This window comes from Pseudomonas sp. NPDC077649, assembly GCF_044542855.1.
Taxonomy (GTDB): Bacteria; Pseudomonadota; Gammaproteobacteria; order Pseudomonadales; family Pseudomonadaceae; genus Aquipseudomonas.
In genome coordinates this window covers 31,947-48,666 of sequence record NZ_JBITVF010000001.1, presented here as the reverse complement: position 1 = coordinate 48,666, position 16,720 = coordinate 31,947, and the positions used below count along the sequence as shown (strand labels likewise).

Genomic DNA, 16,720 nt, shown 5'->3' with positions numbered 1-16,720 from the left:
AGCATGCCTCGGACGGCTCGGACGGCTGGTCGCCCGAGTCGCTCAGAGCCTGTTCAAAGTCTCGCGAGCTAGAGCAGTGCAAGGCAAAAATAGGCGAGGAAGCGGAGTGTACTTTTGTACATGAGCATTGCGAGCCTGTTTTTAACGCAGCAGTGCCGACGCGCAGCAGACTTTGAACAGGTTCTCAGACCGCGTCGCGTGGCAGCAGCAACCCCAGCGGCAGGCGCACGCGCGCCTCCAGGCCGCCGCCGGAGCGGTTGCGCAGCTCCACGCTGCCGCCGTGCAGGGCGGCGATGCGTTTGACGATGGCCAGGCCGAGGCCGGTGCCGCGCCCGCCGCGAGCGCGGTCGCCGCGGATGAAAGGGTTGAAGATGCTGTCCAGCTCGGCCGGGTCGATGCCGTTGCCGCGGTCCAGCACGCTGAGCACCACGTAGGGCGCGTTGTGGTCGCCGGCCAGGCTGGCGACCACTTCCACGGCGTCGCCGCCGCCATGGTTGAGGGCGTTCTCCACCAGGTTGGTGAGCAGGCGCTTGATCGACACCCGGCGCAGCGGGAAGGGCGGAATGGCCTCCAGGCACAGGCGCACGCGCTCGCCGTTCTGGTTGTAGGGCGCCAGCGTCTCGCGCACCAGTTCGGCGAAGTCGGCCTGCTCCACCGGCTCGTCGCGGCCGTCGCGGATAAAGGCGAGGAACTGGTCGAGGATGGCGTCCATGTCCTCGATGTCGCGCACCATGTCCTCGGTCAGTTCGGAATCGCTCTGCATGAATTCCAGCGCCAGGCGCAGGCGGGTCAGCGGCGTGCGCAGGTCGTGGGACACCCCGGCCAGCATCAGCGCGCGCTCGCGCGCCGCCTGCTCGACGTCCTCGGCCATCTGGTTGAAGGCGCGGTAGACCTCGGCCATCTCGCTCGGCGTGTCGCTGATCGGCAGGCGCACGCTGCGCCCCTGACCCAGCTGGCGGGCGGCGAACACCAGGCGCTTGAGCGGCGCGCTGAGCTGGCGGACGAAGATCCAGGCCGCCGCGGTGGACAGCAGGCCGATGCCGAGGAACCAGCCGAGCACGCTCCAGATGCGCTGGCCGCGCAGCGGGTGCGGGTACATCGGCACCCGCAGCCACTCGTCGCCCAGGCTCGGCGCGCGTACCCAGAGCGCCGGCGGCGTGGTGGCGCGCACCCGCACCTCGGTGTCCGGCCCCAGCTCGGTCTGCATCTGGCGCTGGAAGATCTCGCTGTAGGGCCAGTGCTGCTCGCTGGCCGGCACCTTGTCGCGGGGGATGCGCTTGAGCCCGGCGGCCTGGGCGATGTGTTCGCGCTCCGCGGGGTTGGCCGCCCAGTAGGCGCGCAGGGTCAGCGCCGCACCGTGGCTGTACTGGCGGTCGACCAGCACGTCCTCGTTCATCATCAGATAGACCAGGGTCAGCGCCTTGGAGAACAGCACGACGATCAGCACCAGCCAGAGGGTGCGGGCGAAGAAGCTTTGCGGGAACCAGAGCGGGGTTTTCATAACGCTTCGATGTAGGTTGGGTTGAGGCGCGCAGCGCTGAAGCCCGACGCCGGGCTATCGGACAGGACGCAGTGGGCGTTGGGCTTCGCTCCGCGCAGCGCCAACCCAGGAATCACTTATTGCCGTCCGGCACGAACACATAGCCCACGCCCCACACCGTCTGGATATAGCGCGGCTTGGACGGATCCGGCTCGATCAGCCGGCGCAGGCGGCTGATCTGCACGTCGATGGAGCGCTCCAGGGCGTCCCACTCGCGGCCGCGGGCCAGGTTCATCAGCTTGTCGCGGGTCAGCGGCTCGCGCGCATGCTGCACCAGCGCCTTGAGCACGGCGAACTCGCCGGTGGTGAGCATGTGCACCTGCTCGCCGCGCTTCAGCTCGCGGGTGGCCAGCGACAGCTCGTACTCGCCGAAGCTGACGCTCTCGTCCTCGCTGCCCGGCGCGCCCGGCACCACCGGCGCCTGGCGGCGCAGCACGGCCTTGATCCGCGCCAGCAGCTCGCGCGGATTGAACGGCTTGGCCAGGTAGTCGTCGGCGCCCAGCTCCAGGCCCTGGATGCGGCTGGACTCGTCGCCCTTGGCGGTGAGCATGATGATCGGGATCTGGTTGTTCGCCTCGCGCAGACGGCGGCAGGCGGACAGGCCGTCCTCGCCGGGCAGCATCAGGTCGAGCACCACCAGGTTGAACAGCTCGCGGGCCAGCAGGCGATCCATCTGCTCGACGTTCTCCACGGCGCGCACGCGATAACCCTGTTCGTCGAAGAAACGCTCGAGCAGGCGACGCAGACGGGCGTCGTCGTCGACGATCAGGATCTTCTCGCCTTCGGCGGCGGGGGCGCTGTGGCTCATGGCAACTCCTTGGCTGAAGCCCGCTCGCGCGCCGCGCGGCCAGGCTGGAATGGCGGCATTATGGCTCAGGCGCCCTGGCGGGCGCTCCAGCCATTGTTAGCAGATTTTTCCCCGAACGGTTCCCAGCGCCGGCGGATGCGGTGTTTATAATGCGCCGCCGCCTCGACCTGGCAGTCGCGCAGCGCCCCTCCTCCTCCCTTCAGCCGCCACGGCATGGAAGCGGGCCAGGGTGCTCACGGCCAAGTCGACTCAATTGATTCGCGCGCGCCGTGCCGCCGGCATGGCCGCCCTGTGGGTAGCTTTTTTATGGACAGCATCAACAACCGCATCGCCGAAGAACTGGGCGTGCGCCCGCAACAGGTCGCCGCCGCCGTGGCCCTGCTCGACGAAGGTTCCACCGTGCCCTTTATCGCCCGTTACCGCAAAGAGGTGACCGGCAGCCTCGACGACACCCAGCTGCGCCACCTGGAAGAGCGCCTGCGCTACCTGCGCGAACTGGACGAGCGTCGCCTGGCGATCCTCGCCAGCATCGAGGAGCAGGGCAAGCTCACTCCCGAACTCAAGCGCGAGATCGCCCTGGCCGACACCAAGACGCGCCTGGAAGACCTGTATCTGCCGTACAAGCAGAAGCGCCGCACCAAGGGCCAGATCGCCCTGGAAGCCGGCCTCGGCGAGCTGGCCGATGCGCTGTTCGGCAATCCCGAGCTGTTCCCGGAAAGCGAAGCCGAACGCTTTATCGACGCCGAGAAAGGCTTCGCCGACGTCAAGGCCGTGCTCGAGGGCGCCAAGTACATCCTGATGGAGCGCTTCGCCGAGGATGCGAGCCTGCTCGACAAGCTGCGCAGCTTCCTCAAGGACCACGCCACCCTCAGCGCCCGCCTGGTGCCGGGCAAGGAACACGAAGGGGCCAAGTTCAGCGACTACTTCGAGCACGACGAAGCGCTCAAGGGCGTGCCGTCGCACCGCGCCCTGGCGATCTTCCGCGGCCGCAACGAGGGCATCCTCAGCGCCAGCCTGAAGGTCGGCGAGGAGTTGCCCGGCACCCTGCATCCCTGCGAGCTGATGATCGGCGAGCGCTTCGGCATCAGCGCGCAAGGCCGCGCCGCCGACAAGTGGCTGGCCGAGGTGGTGCGCTGGACCTGGAAGGTCAAGCTGTACAACCACCTGGAAACCGACCTGCTCGGCGAGCTGCGCGAGAAGGCCGAGGACGAGGCCATCGCCGTGTTCGCCCGCAACCTGCACGACCTGCTGCTGGCCGCGCCGGCCGGCCCGCGCGCCACCCTGGCGCTCGACCCGGGCCTGCGTACCGGCTGCAAGGTGGCGGTGGTCGATGCCACCGGCAAGGTGCTGGAAACCGCCACCGTCTACCCGCACGCGCCGCGCAACGACTGGGACGGCACCCTGGCGGTCCTCGCCAAGCTCTGCGCCAAGCACGGCGTCGACCTGATCTCGATCGGCAACGGCACCGCCAGCCGCGAGACCGACAAGCTGGCCGCCGAGCTGATCAAGAAGGTGCCGGGCCTGAAGCTGACCAAGGTGATGGTCTCCGAGGCCGGCGCCTCGGTGTACTCGGCCTCGGAGCTGGCCGCGCGCGAGTTCCCCGACCTCGACGTGTCGCTGCGCGGCGCCGTGAGCATCGCCCGCCGCCTGCAGGACCCGCTGGCCGAGCTGGTGAAGATCGACCCGAAATCCATCGGCGTCGGCCAATACCAGCACGACGTGTCGCAGCTCAAGCTGGCGCGCAGCCTGGACGCCGTGGTCGAGGACTGCGTGAACGCCGTCGGCGTAGATGTGAACACCGCCTCCGCCGCGCTGCTGGCGCGCATCTCCGGGCTGAATGCGACCCTGGCGCAGAATATCGTCGCCCACCGCGACCAGAACGGCGCGTTCAAGACCCGCGCCGAGCTGAAGAAGGTGCCGCGCCTGGGCGAGAAGACCTTCGAGCAGGCCGCCGGTTTCCTCCGCGTGATGAACGGCGACAACCCGCTGGACGCCTCGGCCGTGCACCCGGAAACCTACCCGCTGGTCGAGCGCATCGCCCAGGACACCGGCCGCGACATCCGCTCGCTGATCGGCGACTCGGGCTTTCTCAAGCGCCTCGACCCGGCCAAGTTCACCGACGAGCGCTTCGGCCTGGTCACCGTCGGCGACATCCTCAAGGAACTGGACAAGCCCGGCCGCGACCCGCGTCCGGAGTTCAAGACCGCCGAGTTCCAGGAAGGCGTGGAAACCCTCAAGGACCTCGAGCTGGGCATGGTGCTCGAGGGTGTGGTGACCAACGTCACCAACTTCGGCGCCTTCGTCGACATCGGCGTGCACCAGGACGGTCTGGTGCACATCAGCGCGCTGTCGGAGAAGTTCATCAAGGACCCGCACGAGGCGGTCAAGGCCGGCGACGTGGTCAAGGTCAAGGTGATGGAGGTGGATATCCCGCGCAACCGCATCGCCCTGTCCATGCGCATGGGCGATACCCCCGGCGAGAAGGTCGACGGCCAACGCGGCGGACAATCGCGCGCTGGCAACCGTGGCGGCAACGCGCCGCGCAGCGAGCGTCATTCCAGCCAGGACAAACCGGCCCCCGCCAGCGGCGGCATGGCTGCCCTGTTCGCCAACGCCAAGCAGTTGAAGAAATGAGCACGAGCGACAACGTCGGCGCCAGCAGCGCCTTTTCCCGCCTGCTCGGCCTGGAGATTCTCCAGGTCGGCGGCGGCGAGGCGCGTGTGCGCCTGAGCCTCACCGACGAGCTGCGCAACCTGCACGGCAAGCTGCACGGCGGCGCGCTGTTCTCGCTGATCGACACCGCCATGGGCCAGGCCAGCCACAGCCTCGGCGATGGCGGGCCGAGCAGCGTGACCCTGGAGTGCAAGATCAACTACATCCGCCCGGTGTCCGAAGGCAGCGTGCTGTGCCACGCCAAGGTGCTGCACGCCGGGCGCCGCACCCAGGTGGTGGAGGCCGAAGTGCTGCAGGGCGACAAGCTGGTCGCCAAGGCACAAGGCACCTTCGCCTGCGTGTAATCGGCGCCGCTCGGGCTGGTCTAACCTGGGTAACCGTTCGCCCCTTGCAGAGTGCCGGGGCGATCCCCATATTGTGGCGACTGCCCAGTTAGGAAGTGCATCTTGAGCGACCTTCTCTCCCGCCGCCTGGCCCTGCTCGGCGAGCCGGCCCACCTGTCCCTGCTGGGCCAGTGCCTGCACGGCATCGAACGCGAATGCCTGCGCATCGACCAGGACGGCCAGCTGGCCCTGACCCCGCATCCGCAGGGGCTGGGCTCGGCGCTGACCCATGCGCAGATCACCACCGACTATTCCGAATCGCTGCTGGAATTCATCACCGGCACCGCCACCGACCCGGCGGCCACCCTCGACGAGCTGGAACGCATCCACCGCTTCGCCTACGCCAAGCTGGGCGACGAGCTGCTGTGGAGCCCGTCGATGCCCTGCGCCTTGCCGGATGAAGAAACTATCCCTATCGCCCGCTACGGCAGCTCCAATATCGGCCGGCTCAAGTACGTCTACCGCAAGGGCCTGGCGTTGCGCTACGGCAAGACCATGCAGTGCATCGCCGGCATTCACTACAACTTCTCCCTGCCCGAGGGCCTGTGGCAGCTGCAACAGCAGGCCGAAGGCGACACGCAGAGCGCGCGCGACTACCAGTCGGCGCGCTATATCGCGCTGATCCGCAACTTCCGCCGCTACAGCTGGCTCTTGATGTACCTGTTCGGTGCCTCGCCGGCGCTGGACAAGGGCTTCATGCGCGGCCGCCCGCACCAGTTGCAGGAACTGGACGCCAGCACCCTGTACCTGCCCTACGCCACCAGCCTGCGCATGAGCGATCTGGGCTACCAGAGCAGCGCCCAGTCCGGCCTGACCCCCTGCTACAACGACCTGGCCAGCTACACCGACAGCCTGCGCCTGGCCGTGGCCACGCCCTACCCGGCCTATGTCGAGGCCGGCATCAAACGCGACGGCGAGTGGCTGCAGCTCAACACCAACATCCTGCAGATCGAAAACGAGTACTACTCGAGCATCCGCCCCAAGCGCGTCACCCGCAGCGGCGAACGGCCGATCCAGGCGCTGATGAGCCGCGGCGTGCAGTACGTGGAAGTGCGCTGCCTGGACATCAACCCCTACCTGCCGCTGGGCATTGACCTCAGCGAATCGCGCTTTATCGACGCCTTCCTGCTGTTCTGCGCGCTGGCGGACAGCCCGCTGCTGGAAGGCGGCGAGTGCCGCAGCTGCACCGACAACTTCCTCAAAGTGGTCAAGGAAGGCCGCCGTCCCGGCCTGCACCTGCAGCGCGATGGCCGCCCGGTGGAACTCAAGACCTGGGCCCTGGAGCTGATCGAGCAGATCCGCCCGCTGGCCGAGCTGCTCGACCGCAGCCAGGGCGGCGCGGCGCACGGCGAGGCCCTGGCGGTGCAGCAGGCCAAGGTCGAGGACGCCGACCTGACGCCCTCGGCGCAGGTGCTGGCGGCGTTGCGCCAGGGCACCAGCTTCGCCGACTTCGCCCTGCAGCAGAGCCGACGCCACGCCGAGTACCTGCGCAGCCGGCCGCTCGACACCGAGCAGCAGGCCGCGTTCGAGCAGGCCGCGCAGCGCTCGCTGGCCGAACAGGCCGAGCTGGAAGCCCAGCCGCAAGGCGACTTCGATGCCTTCGTCGCCGCCTACCAGGCCAGCATCCTGGCCCTGGCGGTGTAAGGGGGCTACGCCATGGGGGGGTGGGCCGGGCGGCGATCCGCTGCAGCCCACCGCTTGCGACCCTGACTCCCCACTCCGCGGGAGCAACGGCCGCTGGCGGGCGCCGAGCGAGATTTGCCGACTGCATCACAAAGGCCGCCAACGGAGCAAAAGCCGGGATGGGCGGCCGCGTCGCGGCGCGCCCGGGCGGCTAGCATGGCGGGTAACGGATGCAGACGAGCAGCGCCCATGGCCGACGACGCCACGCCGCAATGGAGCCTGGAGAGCCTGACCAAGGCCTACCAGCAAGGCTATATGGCCGGCCTCACCGGCCAGGCCAAAGACCGCCAACCCTACCCCGACGAAGTCCCCGCCGCGGCCTGGGAGGCCGGCTGGGACGACGGCTTCGAGCAGCTGCGCCTGCAGCAGCACAGCGCCTGACGTTCTGCACGCATCGTGGGAGGGGCTTTAGCCGCGACCGGTCAACCAAGTCGCGGCTAAAGCCCCTCCCAGCGCATTCGCCCCTCTATAAGGTCTTCTCGAACACCTTGGAATTGCGCTGGTAGTTGTACAGCGAGGCGCGCGCCGCCGGCATGCGTTCGACGCTGCTCGGCTCGAAGCCGCGCTCGCGGAACCAGTGGGCGGTGCGTGTGGTGAGCACGAACAGGGTCTTGAGCCCCAGCGCCCGCGCCCGCGCCTCGATCCGCGCCAGCAGCTCGTCGCCGCGGCCGCCGTGGCGATAATCCGGGTTGACCGCCAAACAGGCCAGCTCGCCGCAGTCGGAGTCGGCCAGCGGATAGAGCGCGGCGCAGGCGATGATCAGCCCCTCGCGCTCGACGACGCTGAACTGCTCGATCTCGCGCTCCAGCACCTCGCGCGAACGGCGCACCAGTATGCCCTGCTCCTCCAGCGGGCTGATCAGCTCGATCAGCCCGCCGACGTCCTCGATGGTCGCCTCGCGCAGCGACTCGAACTGCTCCTGGGCCACCAGGGTGCCGTTGCCGGTGCGGGTGAACAGCTCGCTGAGCAACGCGCCGTCGGTGGCGTAGCTGACGATATGGCTGCGCTTGACGCCGCCACGGCAGGCCTCGGCCGCGGCATCGAGCAGCTCGCCCTGGTAGTTGCTGCCCAGGCGCGCCAGGTGCGCCGGCACCTGCTGCGGGCGCAATTCGCGCACCAGCTGGCCGTGCTCGTCGAGCAGGCCGTCCTCGGCGCCGAACAGCAGCAGCTTGTCCGCCCCCAGGTCGATGGCGGCGCGGGTAGCGACGTCTTCGCAGGCCAGGTTGAAGATTTCCCCGGTGGGCGAGTAGCCGAGCGGCGACAGCAGCACGATGCTGCGCTCGTCGAGCTGGCGGTTGATGCCCTTGCGGTCGATGCGCCGCACCTCGCCGGTGTGGTGGTAATCCACGCCGTCGAGCACGCCGATCGGCCGCGCGGTGACGAAGTTGCCGCTGGTCAGGCGCAGGCGCGAGCCCTGCATCGGCGAGGCGGCCATGTCCATCGACAGGCGCGCCTCGATGGCGATGCGCAGCTGGCCGACGGCGTCGATCACGCACTCCAGGGTCGGCCCGTCGGTGATGCGCAGGTCGCGGTGATAGTGCGGGGTCAGCCCGCGGGCGGCCAGGCGCGCCTCGATCTGCGGGCGCGATCCGTGCACCAGCACCAGGCGCACGCCGAGGCTGTGCAGCAGCACCAGGTCGTGGACGATATTGGCGAAGTTCGGGTGGGCGATGCCCTCGCCGGGCAGCATGACCACGAAGGTGCAGTCGCGGTGGGCGTTGATGTAGGGCGAAGCGTGGCGTAACCAGTTGACGTAGTCGTGCATGAAAGATCCGTGTGAGCGTCGAGACAGGGGGCGGGTCAAGCCGCCATGGCAGGTTCGAAGGCTTCTCTCATCGTCGCAGCACGTCTTCGCTCCGACTCAGGCAATAGTGTTGGATCAGTTGGCGCAGCAGCTGCACGGTCGGCTCGATCCGCGCCAGTTCCAGGTGCTCGCCGGGCTGGTGGGCGCAGTCGATGTCGCCGGGGCCGAGCACCAGGGTCTCGCAGCCCAGCTGCTGCAGATAAGGCGCCTCGGTGCCGAACCCCACCGCCTGCGCCGCGTGCCCGGTGAGGCGTTCGGCCAGACGCACCAGTTCGGCGTCGGCGGCCTGCTCGAACGGCGGCACCGCCGGGAACAGCGGGCCGTAGTCGATGCGCACCTGGTGCTTGAGCGCCAACGGCTGCAGCTTGCCGCGAATCGCCGCGCGCAGCTGCTCCGGGTCCATCCCCGGCAGCGGGCGCAGGTCGAACTCCAGCGCGCACTGGCCGCAGATGCGGTTGGGGTTGTCGCCGCCATGGATGCAGCCGAGGTTCAGGGTCGGTTGCGGCACGCCGAACTGCGGGTTGTTGAACTCGCGCTGCCACTGCGCGCGCAGGCCGCGCAGCTCGCCCATGACGTCCTGCATGGCCTCCAGCGCGCTATGGCCGAGACTGGGATCGGAGGAATGGCCGCTCTGGCCGAGGATATCGATGCGCTCCATCATCACCCCCTTGTGCAGGCGGATGGGCTTGAGGCCGGTCGGCTCGCCGATCACCGCGGCGCGCCCCAGCGGCCGCCCGGCCTCGGCCAGGGCGCGGGCGCCGGCCATCGAGCTTTCTTCGTCGCAGGTGGCGAGAATCAGCAGCGGTTGCTGGAAGGGCTGATCGAGCAAGGGCCGCACGGCCTCGATGGCCAGGGCGAAGAAGCCCTTCATGTCGCAACTGCCGAGGCCGACCCAGCGTCCGTCGACCTCGGTCAGCTTGAGCGGGTCGCTCTGCCACAGGGCGGCGTCGAACGGCACGGTGTCGCTGTGGCCGGCCAGCACCAGGCCGCCGGGGCCGCTGCCATAGCTGGCCAGCAGGTTGAACTTGCCGGGGGCGATCTGCTGGGTTTCGCAGGCGAAGCCGAGGTCGCCGAGCCAGGCGGCGAGCAGCTCGATCACCGGCCGGTTGCTCTGATCCCAGTGCGGCTGGGTGCAGCTCACCGACGGCGCGGCGATCAGCGCGGCGAATTGCTCTTGGAAGGACGGCAGCGGCATCGGCGCTCTCCTGGGACGGTGTCCCAATCATAGGGGCATCGTCGGCCAGGGGCACCTCTAAAAACTACCTGCGTTGTCATCGCTGCGTTGAAAGCAGGCTCAGAAGCTCATTTACAGCTCGTAAACTGCGCTTCTTCGCCTGCTTTCGCCTTGCGCTGACTGCCTCGCCTACGTTTTTAGAGGCCCCCTAACGGGAACCGTCAGACGCCGCCGAACAGCCCGCGCAGGATAAAGAAGAACAGGATCGACAGCGCCGCGCCCACCGGCAGGGTGATGATCCAGGACAGGAAGATCTTGCCGATCATGCCCAGGTTCAGCGCACCGATACCGCGCGCCAGACCGACGCCGAGAATGGCGCCGACCAGGGTGTGGGTGGTGGACACCGGCAGGCCCAGGCCGGAGGCGCTGACCACGGTGGTGGCGGCGGCCAGCTCGGCGGCGAAGCCGCGGCTGGGGGTCAGCTCGGTGATTTCCTTGCCGATGGTGGCGATCACCTTGTAGCCGTAGGTGGCCAGGCCGACCACGATGCCCACCGCGCCGAGCAGCAGAATCCAGCCCGGCACCAGAGACTTCTCGCCGGCGGCCAGGTCGCCGCCACTCTGGATCACGCCGACGATGGCCGCCAGCGGACCGACCGCGTTGGCCACGTCGTTGGAGCCGTGGGCGAAGGCCATGGCGCAGGCGGTGAAGATCATCAGCACGGCGAACACCTTCTCCACGCTGGCGAAGTGGAAGGCCTTGTCGGCTTCGGCGTCGACATGAATGCGGCTGAGCAGGGCGATGCCGAGCAGCATGACGGCAGCGCCGATGCCCAGCGAAAGCATGAAGCCTTCACTGCTGGAGAGGTTCAGGCCGACGTGCTTGAGGCCCTTGGTCATGGTCATCAGCGAGATCATGAAACCGGTGAGGAACATGTACAGCGGCACGTAGCGCTTGGCATTGAGGAAGGGGTTGTCGGTGTCGATGATCAGCTTCTGCACGCTGACGAACAGGCCGAAGGAGATGATCCCGGCGAGCAGCGGGGTGACCACCCAGCTGGCGACGATGGGGCCGACGCCGCCCCAGTGCACCGCATCCACCGACACGCCGACCGCGGCGAAGCCGATCACCGCGCCGACGATGGTATGGGTGGTGGATACCGGCCAGCCCTTGGTCGAGGCGACCAGCAGCCAGCTGCCGGCCGCCAGCAACGCCGACATCATGCCCAGCACCATCAGGTTGGGGCTGATCAGCGAAGCATCGACGATGCCGTTCTTGATGGTTTCGGTGACTTCGCCGCCGGCCAGGTAGGCGCCGCAGAACTCGAAGACCATGGCGATGATGATCGCCTGTTTGATAGTCAGTGCGCGCGAGCCAACGGATGTACCCATAGCATTGGCTACATCGTTGGCCCCAACACCCCAGGCCATGAAAAAACCGAAAAGGCAGGCAAGCACCAGCAGGACGAGCCCGTAGTCCGCAATCAGAGACATAAGTTAGTTTCCGTCGATCCCAGAAAGGACACTGGCGCTTAGCGCGCCAGCAGTTGTTCCAGTCGGTTGCCCACACGTTGGGCGCGGTCGGCGACATCGCCGATCCAGTCGATGATCTGATAGAGGAACATCACATCGACCGGGGGAAGGTCCTTCTCCAGCTTGAACAGGTTGCGGCGCACCTCGATCTGCAGGCGATCGGTGTCCTGCTCGATCACGCCCAGCTCCTCGATCAGGGTCTCCACCAGCACCGCTTCGCGGCCGGCGAAGCCGGTTTCCAGCAGCTCGTCCAGCTCGTTCATCGCCTTCAGCGCCTGGGCGCTGGCATCCACGCTGCGCTGCACGTAGGTGCGCATCAACGGCTGCAGCGCCTGCGGAATGGCCATCTGGCGGCCGAGCATCAGCCCGGCGATGTCCTTGGCACGGTTGGCGACTTTGTCCTGTACACTGAGCAGCTCCAGCAGGTCCGAGCGCGGCACCGGCAGGAACAGACTCTTGGGCAGGTGCAGGCGCACGCTTTTCTTCAGCTTGTCGGCCTCGTGCTCGAGCCGGGACATCTCCTGTTGCACCTGTTCCACCCGATCCCAGTCCTCGGCCATCACGGCCTCGAAGAAGGGCACCAGGTTCGCCGCGCACTCATTGGCCTTGGCGATATGCTGTTGCATGGGGCCGATGGGTGAACGGCCGAACAGGCTGACAAAGGGATTGATAGGCATAGGGTAAGCCCCCGTTTTGAGAAGGCGGCAAGTATAGGGATCGCCTTCGTCTATCGCCAGCGCGCGTCATCGGGCTGTCACATTTTTCATACTAGGCATCTTGCTTCCCACCATGGTCAAAGAAACCGAAATCAAACTGCGCGCCAGCCGTGCCACCCTGGCCGCCTTGCGCGAACACCCGCTGCTGAAGAAGCGCAACAAGAGCGGCTGGCAGCGCGCCGAGTTGTTCAACCAGTACTACGACACCCCGGCCCGCGAGCTGGCCGGGGCCCGTGTCGCGCTGCGCCTGCGCCGCGACGGCGAGCAATATATCCAGACCCTGAAGACCCGCGGCCAGAGCGTCGCCGGCCTGTCCGAACGCAACGAATGGGACTGGTACCTGGCCAAGCCCAAGCTGAACCTGAAGAAGCTCGACGACAGCTGCTGGCCGGCCAGCCTGGCCGAGCTGGACAAGAAAACCCTGCAGCCGCTGTTCACCACCGATTTCGTTCGCGAGAAAGCCGAGATCGCCTGGGGTCGCGGCAAGGCCAAGGTGGTCATCGAGGCCGCCCTGGACCTGGGCAAGGTGATCGCCGGCGAGGGCGAGGAAGAAATCTGCGAGCTGGAGCTGGAACTGCGCCAGGGCGAACCGGCGGCGCTGCTGGAGCTGGCCTGCGAACTGGCCGCCGAGCTGCCGCTGATGCCCTGCGACATCAGCAAGGCCGAGCGTGGCTACCGCCTGTTCGATGCCGGCAGCTACAGCCTGAGCCTGCCGGCGCCGCAGCCGAGCGCCGAGACGACCCTGGACGATGCCTTCGCCGCCCTCGCCTGGCACCTGCTCGGCGCCAGCCAGCGCCTGGCCGAGCAATACCGCTGGAGCGGGCACTGGAGCCTGCTGCAGAACTGGTTGCAGCAACTGATCGATCTGCGCGCACTACTCGCCAGCCTCGGCCAGGCCGCGCCGCGCGCCAGCTCGCGGCAGCTGCGCGAGCAACTCGACGCCCTGCTGGCTGACTGGCGCCCGCGCCTGGCCGCCGGCCAGCTGGACGACAGCATGCGGCGCAACGCCCCGGCAATGTTCGCCGCCGAACTGGACGGCTGCCGCTGGGGCCTGCTGTCTCTGCAACTGTCGCACTGGCTGCTGAACCGCGGCTGGACCGCCGCGCGCAACCACCGCGGCAACCGCCAGGGCGGCGCGGCGCTGGGCAACTGGCTGCCGACCCTGCTCGCCGAGGAAGGCGCGGCGCTGCAACTGCGCCGCTACCAGCAGCAACCGGAAGACCTGGCCGAGCAGCTGCCGCGCCTGGAACGCCTGCTGGTCTGGCTGCGCCTGGCCCGCGGCGTGCTCGAGGTGGCCGAGGTCGACCGCCTGTACGGCGAGCTGAACAAGTTCCAGCTGCTCGCCCAGCAACCGCTGGACGACGAACAGCGCCAGCTGCGCGCCAGCCAGGCGCAGATCCTGCAAAGCCTCAAGCCCTGGAAGGCGCTGGTGAAGTAAGTCCCCGATGCCTCCGGGCGGCCTGCGGCCGCCCGGATCGGGCCACCGCGCGGCGACGCCTAGCCCAGCGGCAAGCTGGTGGTGGACTTGATCTCCGACAGGGCGACGATGGAGTTGACTTCCTGGATGCCAGGCACCAACGACAGTTTCTCGAAGAAGAAGCGCTCGTAGGCCTCGATGTCGCGGGTGACGATGCGCAGCATGAAGTCCACCGCGCCCATCAGCACATGGCACTCCAGCACCTCGGGGAACTCGCGCATGGCCTCGGCGAACTCGGTGAGGTTGGAGCGGCCGTGGGCGTTGAGCTTGACCTGGGCGAACACCTGGGTGTGCAGGCCGACCTTCTTGCGCTCGAGCAGGGTCACCTGGCGGCGGATCACCCCCTCCTCCTTGAGCCGCTGGATGCGCCGCCAGCAGGGCGATTGCGACAGGCCGACGCGCTCGGCGATCTCGGCGGTGGAGAGACCGGCGTCCTCCTGCAGCAGGGCGAGAATGCGCTGGTCGTAAACATCCAGGGCGACGGACATAAAAATTCCTCGATAACGGCAGTCAACGGCAAGACTATCCACAAAACCCGGGTTTTCACAGAAAACCAGGCAGAACTTTTGCCGCGCGAAGGGCGAAACTGGAGCAAATCCACCGCGAGATGCCGCCATGCCCGACGCCACGCCCTTCCCCGCTCCGCACAGCCGCCGCGATCCCTGGCAGGATCGCCCCGAGTCGGCCGTCGAATACCGCCTGCGCACCGAGGCCGAGGCCGACGTGCTGTGTCGCCTGCTCGGCCTGTTCGCCCAGTTGCAGCTGCTGCCGCAACAGCTGCAGGTGCAGCGCCAGGACGGCGATCTGCAGGTGCGACTGCAGCTGCACGGCCTGTCGCTGCATCGCGCCAGGGTGCTGGCGGAGAAACTGCGCGGCCTGGTGTGCGTCTGGCAGGTCGACTGGCGGCAGCTGGATCACAGCCCGGAGCAGGTGGCGCTGCGCACTGGGTAATGGGTCACGCCGGGGCCTTAGCCCCGTCCGCGCTTTTCGGGCATCCTAGCGGCTACGCTTGTTCAGGCTGAACCACCGAGGAGCCCGCATGTCCGCCTTCGCCACCACCGCCCAAGACCGCGTACTGGATCTCGGCGACCTGCTGCGCGAGCTGGTCGCCCAGGGCCGGGTCGGTCAGGACGCGGCCGAGCAGTGCCTGGCGATTCGTCGCAGTTCGCTGAACCACCAGCAGCACCCGCTGGAGTTTCTCGCCGCGCAGCAGGTCGACGACCTCAGCCGCCCGGGCAAGAAGCTCGACCTGGAGAGCCTCACCGTCTGGCTGGCACAGTTCGTCGGCCAGCCCTACCTGCGCATCGACCCGCTGAAGATCGACGTGCCGGCCATCACCCCGCTGATGTCCTACGCCTTCGCCCAACGGCACAAGATTCTCGCCGTGGCGGTGGACAGCGAGAGCGTGACCATCGCCAGCAGCCAGCCGCTGGTGCACAGCTGGGAAGCCAACCTGGTGCACGTGCTCAAGCGCCCGATCAAGCGGGTGGTGGCCAACCCGGCGGACATCCAGCGCTTTACCGTGGAGTTCTACCGCCTGGCCCGCTCGGTCAGCGGCGCCACCTCGGTGGATCAGAAGATCAGCGGCGTCGGCAACTTCGAGCAACTGCTCAGCCTCGGCGCCCAGGACCAGGAGCCGGACGCCAACGACGCGCATATCGTCAATATCGTCGACTGGCTGTTCCAGTACGCCTTCCAGCAGCGCGCCAGCGATATCCATATCGAGCCGCGCCGCGAACAGGGCAGCGTGCGCTTTCGCATCGACGGCGTGCTGCACACCGTCTACCAGTTCCCGCCGCAGGTGACCATGGCGGTGGTCAGCCGCCTCAAGTCCCTGGGCCGGATGAACGTGGCGGAGAAACGCAAGCCGCAGGACGGCCGGGTCAAGACCAAGACCCCGGACGGCGGCGAGGTGGAGCTGCGCCTGTCGACCCTGCCCACCGCCTTCGGCGAGAAGATGGTGATGCGTATCTTCGACCCCGAGGTGCTGCTGAAAAGCCCGGACCAGCTGGGTTTCTCCGCCGACGACCTGCGCCGCTGGGAGAGCATGACCCGCCAGCCCAACGGCATCATCCTGGTCACCGGGCCGACCGGCTCGGGCAAGACCACCACGCTGTACACCACGCTCAAGCAGCTGGCCACCGCCGAGGTCAACGTCTGCACCATCGAGGACCCGATCGAGATGATCGAGGGCGCCTTCAACCAGATGCAGGTGCAGCACAATATCGACCTGACCTTCGCCAGCGGCGTGCGCGCGCTGATGCGCCAGGACCCGGACATCATCATGGTCGGCGAGATCCGCGACCTGGAGACCGCGGAAATGGCGATCCAGGCGGCGCTCACCGGCCACCTGGTGCTGTCGACCCTGCACACCAACGACGCGCCGAGCGCCATCACCCGCCTGCTCGAACTGGGCGTGCCGCACTACCTGCTCAAGGCCACCGTGCTCGGGGTCATGGCCCAGCGCCTGGTGCGCACCCTGTGCCCGCACTGCAAGGCGCCGCTGCAACTGGACGAGGACGGTTGGCAGAGCCTGACCAAGCCCTGGAGCGCGCCGCTGCCGACCGGCGCGCAGCAGGCCGTGGGCTGCCTGGAATGCCGCGACACCGGCTACCGCGGCCGCGCCGGGGTGTACGAGATCATGCTGCTCAACGATGCGATCAAGCCGCTGATCACCGCCGACACCGACCTCGTCGCCCTGCGCCGCGCGGCGTTCAAGGAAGGCATGCGCAGCCTGCGCCTGTCCGGCGCGCAGAAGGTCGCCGCCGGCCTGACCACCATCGAGGAAGTGCTGCGGGTGACCCCGCAGAGCGAGCAGAAGTGACGCATCCGGGGCGCAACGCTCGGCTGGCGGCTCGATACCGCCATCTGCGACGCCTTGAACGGGGGCATGGCCTGCGCTAATGCGCGGCGTAGGTTGGGCTGAGGAG

At 67.9% G+C, this 16,720-nt stretch carries 14 protein-coding genes; 7 read left to right on the top strand and 7 right to left on the bottom strand.

All coding sequences use genetic code 11. From position 1 onward, the window contains the following. Nucleotides 1-184: 184 nt before the first annotated feature. Both ACIGFL_RS00200 and ompR read right to left on the bottom strand, forming a co-directional pair. On the bottom strand, nucleotides 185-1,501 hold the full coding sequence (locus ACIGFL_RS00200; protein WP_397495722.1) for an ATP-binding protein: 1,317 nt from the start codon (nucleotides 1,499-1,501) through the stop codon (nucleotides 185-187). Between the two features lie 112 nt (nucleotides 1,502-1,613). Continuing rightward, nucleotides 1,614-2,348, bottom strand: coding sequence for a two-component system response regulator OmpR (gene ompR / locus ACIGFL_RS00195; RefSeq protein WP_021443583.1), 735 nt, complete (start codon nucleotides 2,346-2,348; stop codon nucleotides 1,614-1,616). Between the two features lie 306 nt (nucleotides 2,349-2,654). Between ompR and ACIGFL_RS00190 the strand changes: the two genes are divergently transcribed. The 4 genes from ACIGFL_RS00190 (at nucleotide 2,655) to rmf (ending at nucleotide 7,468) form a co-directional block, all read left to right on the top strand. Beyond that, entirely contained in the window at nucleotides 2,655-4,982 is a 2,328-nt protein-coding gene (locus ACIGFL_RS00190; protein ID WP_397495721.1) for a Tex family protein, read from the top strand. After that, on the top strand, nucleotides 4,979-5,365 hold the full coding sequence (locus tag ACIGFL_RS00185) for a PaaI family thioesterase (protein WP_397495720.1): 387 nt from the start codon (nucleotides 4,979-4,981) through the stop codon (nucleotides 5,363-5,365). Before ACIGFL_RS00190 ends, ACIGFL_RS00185 begins: the two co-directional genes overlap by 4 nt. A 102-nt stretch (nucleotides 5,366-5,467) precedes the next feature. Further along, nucleotides 5,468-7,048, top strand: coding sequence for a glutamate--cysteine ligase (gshA, locus tag ACIGFL_RS00180; protein ID WP_397495719.1), 1,581 nt, complete (start codon nucleotides 5,468-5,470; stop codon nucleotides 7,046-7,048). Nucleotides 7,049-7,276: 228 nt separating this feature from the next. Beyond that, nucleotides 7,277-7,468 (top strand): ribosome modulation factor, encoded by a 192-nt coding sequence (gene rmf, locus ACIGFL_RS00175; protein ID WP_021444802.1) that lies wholly within the window; start codon nucleotides 7,277-7,279, stop codon nucleotides 7,466-7,468. A gap of 85 nt (nucleotides 7,469-7,553) precedes the next feature. Here rmf and argA read toward each other — a convergent pair whose 3' ends face one another. The 4 genes from argA to ACIGFL_RS00155 form a co-directional block, all read right to left on the bottom strand. Beyond that, the gene (gene argA, locus ACIGFL_RS00170; RefSeq protein WP_021444801.1) at nucleotides 7,554-8,852 is read right to left on the bottom strand and encodes an amino-acid N-acetyltransferase; all 1,299 of its coding nucleotides are present in this window, start codon (nucleotides 8,850-8,852) and stop codon (nucleotides 7,554-7,556) included. A gap of 67 nt (nucleotides 8,853-8,919) precedes the next feature. After that, on the bottom strand, nucleotides 8,920-10,086 hold the full coding sequence (argE, locus tag ACIGFL_RS00165) for an acetylornithine deacetylase (RefSeq protein WP_397486824.1): 1,167 nt from the start codon (nucleotides 10,084-10,086) through the stop codon (nucleotides 8,920-8,922). A 200-nt stretch (nucleotides 10,087-10,286) separates the two neighbouring features. Continuing rightward, entirely contained in the window at nucleotides 10,287-11,558 is a 1,272-nt protein-coding gene (locus ACIGFL_RS00160) for an inorganic phosphate transporter (RefSeq protein ID WP_397495718.1), read from the bottom strand. 38 nt (nucleotides 11,559-11,596) lie between these two features. Then, nucleotides 11,597-12,274 carry a TIGR00153 family protein gene (locus ACIGFL_RS00155; RefSeq protein ID WP_031303132.1) on the bottom strand — a complete coding sequence of 226 codons (678 nt, stop codon included), beginning with the start codon at nucleotides 12,272-12,274 and terminating at the stop codon, nucleotides 11,597-11,599. A 112-nt stretch (nucleotides 12,275-12,386) separates the two neighbouring features. Between ACIGFL_RS00155 and ACIGFL_RS00150 the strand changes: the two genes are divergently transcribed. Beyond that, nucleotides 12,387-13,751: an inorganic triphosphatase gene (locus ACIGFL_RS00150; protein ID WP_397495717.1), complete on the top strand. Its 1,365-nt coding sequence runs from the start codon at nucleotides 12,387-12,389 to the stop codon at nucleotides 13,749-13,751. Between the two features lie 59 nt (nucleotides 13,752-13,810). Here ACIGFL_RS00150 and ACIGFL_RS00145 read toward each other — a convergent pair whose 3' ends face one another. Continuing rightward, a complete protein-coding gene (locus ACIGFL_RS00145) occupies nucleotides 13,811-14,278 on the bottom strand; it encodes an Lrp/AsnC family transcriptional regulator (protein WP_397495716.1) in 468 nt (155 codons plus the stop codon). Between the two features lie 127 nt (nucleotides 14,279-14,405). On the opposite strand from ACIGFL_RS00145, the gene ACIGFL_RS00140 reads away from it, so the two are divergent. Both ACIGFL_RS00140 and ACIGFL_RS00135 read left to right on the top strand, forming a co-directional pair. Then, the gene (locus ACIGFL_RS00140) at nucleotides 14,406-14,741 is read left to right on the top strand and encodes a hypothetical protein (protein ID WP_397495715.1); all 336 of its coding nucleotides are present in this window, start codon (nucleotides 14,406-14,408) and stop codon (nucleotides 14,739-14,741) included. Between the two features lie 88 nt (nucleotides 14,742-14,829). Then, nucleotides 14,830-16,614 (top strand): GspE/PulE family protein, encoded by a 1,785-nt coding sequence (locus ACIGFL_RS00135; protein WP_397495714.1) that lies wholly within the window; start codon nucleotides 14,830-14,832, stop codon nucleotides 16,612-16,614. Nucleotides 16,615-16,720 lie beyond the last annotated feature (106 nt).

What these genes read in the sequence shown, in the direction of transcription:
- ACIGFL_RS00200 (WP_397495722.1), bottom strand. Translation starts at nt 1,501, where the DNA reads ATGAAAACCCCGCTCTGGTTCCCGCAAAGCTTCTTCGCCCGCACCCTC.
- ompR (WP_021443583.1), bottom strand. Translation starts at nt 2,348, where the DNA reads ATGAGCCACAGCGCCCCCGCCGCCGAAGGCGAGAAGATCCTGATCGTC.
- ACIGFL_RS00190 (WP_397495721.1), top strand. Translation starts at nt 2,655, where the DNA reads ATGGACAGCATCAACAACCGCATCGCCGAAGAACTGGGCGTGCGCCCG.
- ACIGFL_RS00185 (WP_397495720.1), top strand. Translation starts at nt 4,979, where the DNA reads ATGAGCACGAGCGACAACGTCGGCGCCAGCAGCGCCTTTTCCCGCCTG.
- rmf (WP_021444802.1), top strand. Translation starts at nt 7,277, where the DNA reads ATGGCCGACGACGCCACGCCGCAATGGAGCCTGGAGAGCCTGACCAAG.
- argA (WP_021444801.1), bottom strand. Translation starts at nt 8,852, where the DNA reads ATGCACGACTACGTCAACTGGTTACGCCACGCTTCGCCCTACATCAAC.
- argE (WP_397486824.1), bottom strand. Translation starts at nt 10,086, where the DNA reads ATGCCGCTGCCGTCCTTCCAAGAGCAATTCGCCGCGCTGATCGCCGCG.
- ACIGFL_RS00160 (WP_397495718.1), bottom strand. Translation starts at nt 11,558, where the DNA reads ATGTCTCTGATTGCGGACTACGGGCTCGTCCTGCTGGTGCTTGCCTGC.
- ACIGFL_RS00155 (WP_031303132.1), bottom strand. Translation starts at nt 12,274, where the DNA reads ATGCCTATCAATCCCTTTGTCAGCCTGTTCGGCCGTTCACCCATCGGC.
- ACIGFL_RS00150 (WP_397495717.1), top strand. Translation starts at nt 12,387, where the DNA reads ATGGTCAAAGAAACCGAAATCAAACTGCGCGCCAGCCGTGCCACCCTG.
- ACIGFL_RS00145 (WP_397495716.1), bottom strand. Translation starts at nt 14,278, where the DNA reads ATGTCCGTCGCCCTGGATGTTTACGACCAGCGCATTCTCGCCCTGCTG.
- ACIGFL_RS00140 (WP_397495715.1), top strand. Translation starts at nt 14,406, where the DNA reads ATGCCCGACGCCACGCCCTTCCCCGCTCCGCACAGCCGCCGCGATCCC.
- ACIGFL_RS00135 (WP_397495714.1), top strand. Translation starts at nt 14,830, where the DNA reads ATGTCCGCCTTCGCCACCACCGCCCAAGACCGCGTACTGGATCTCGGC.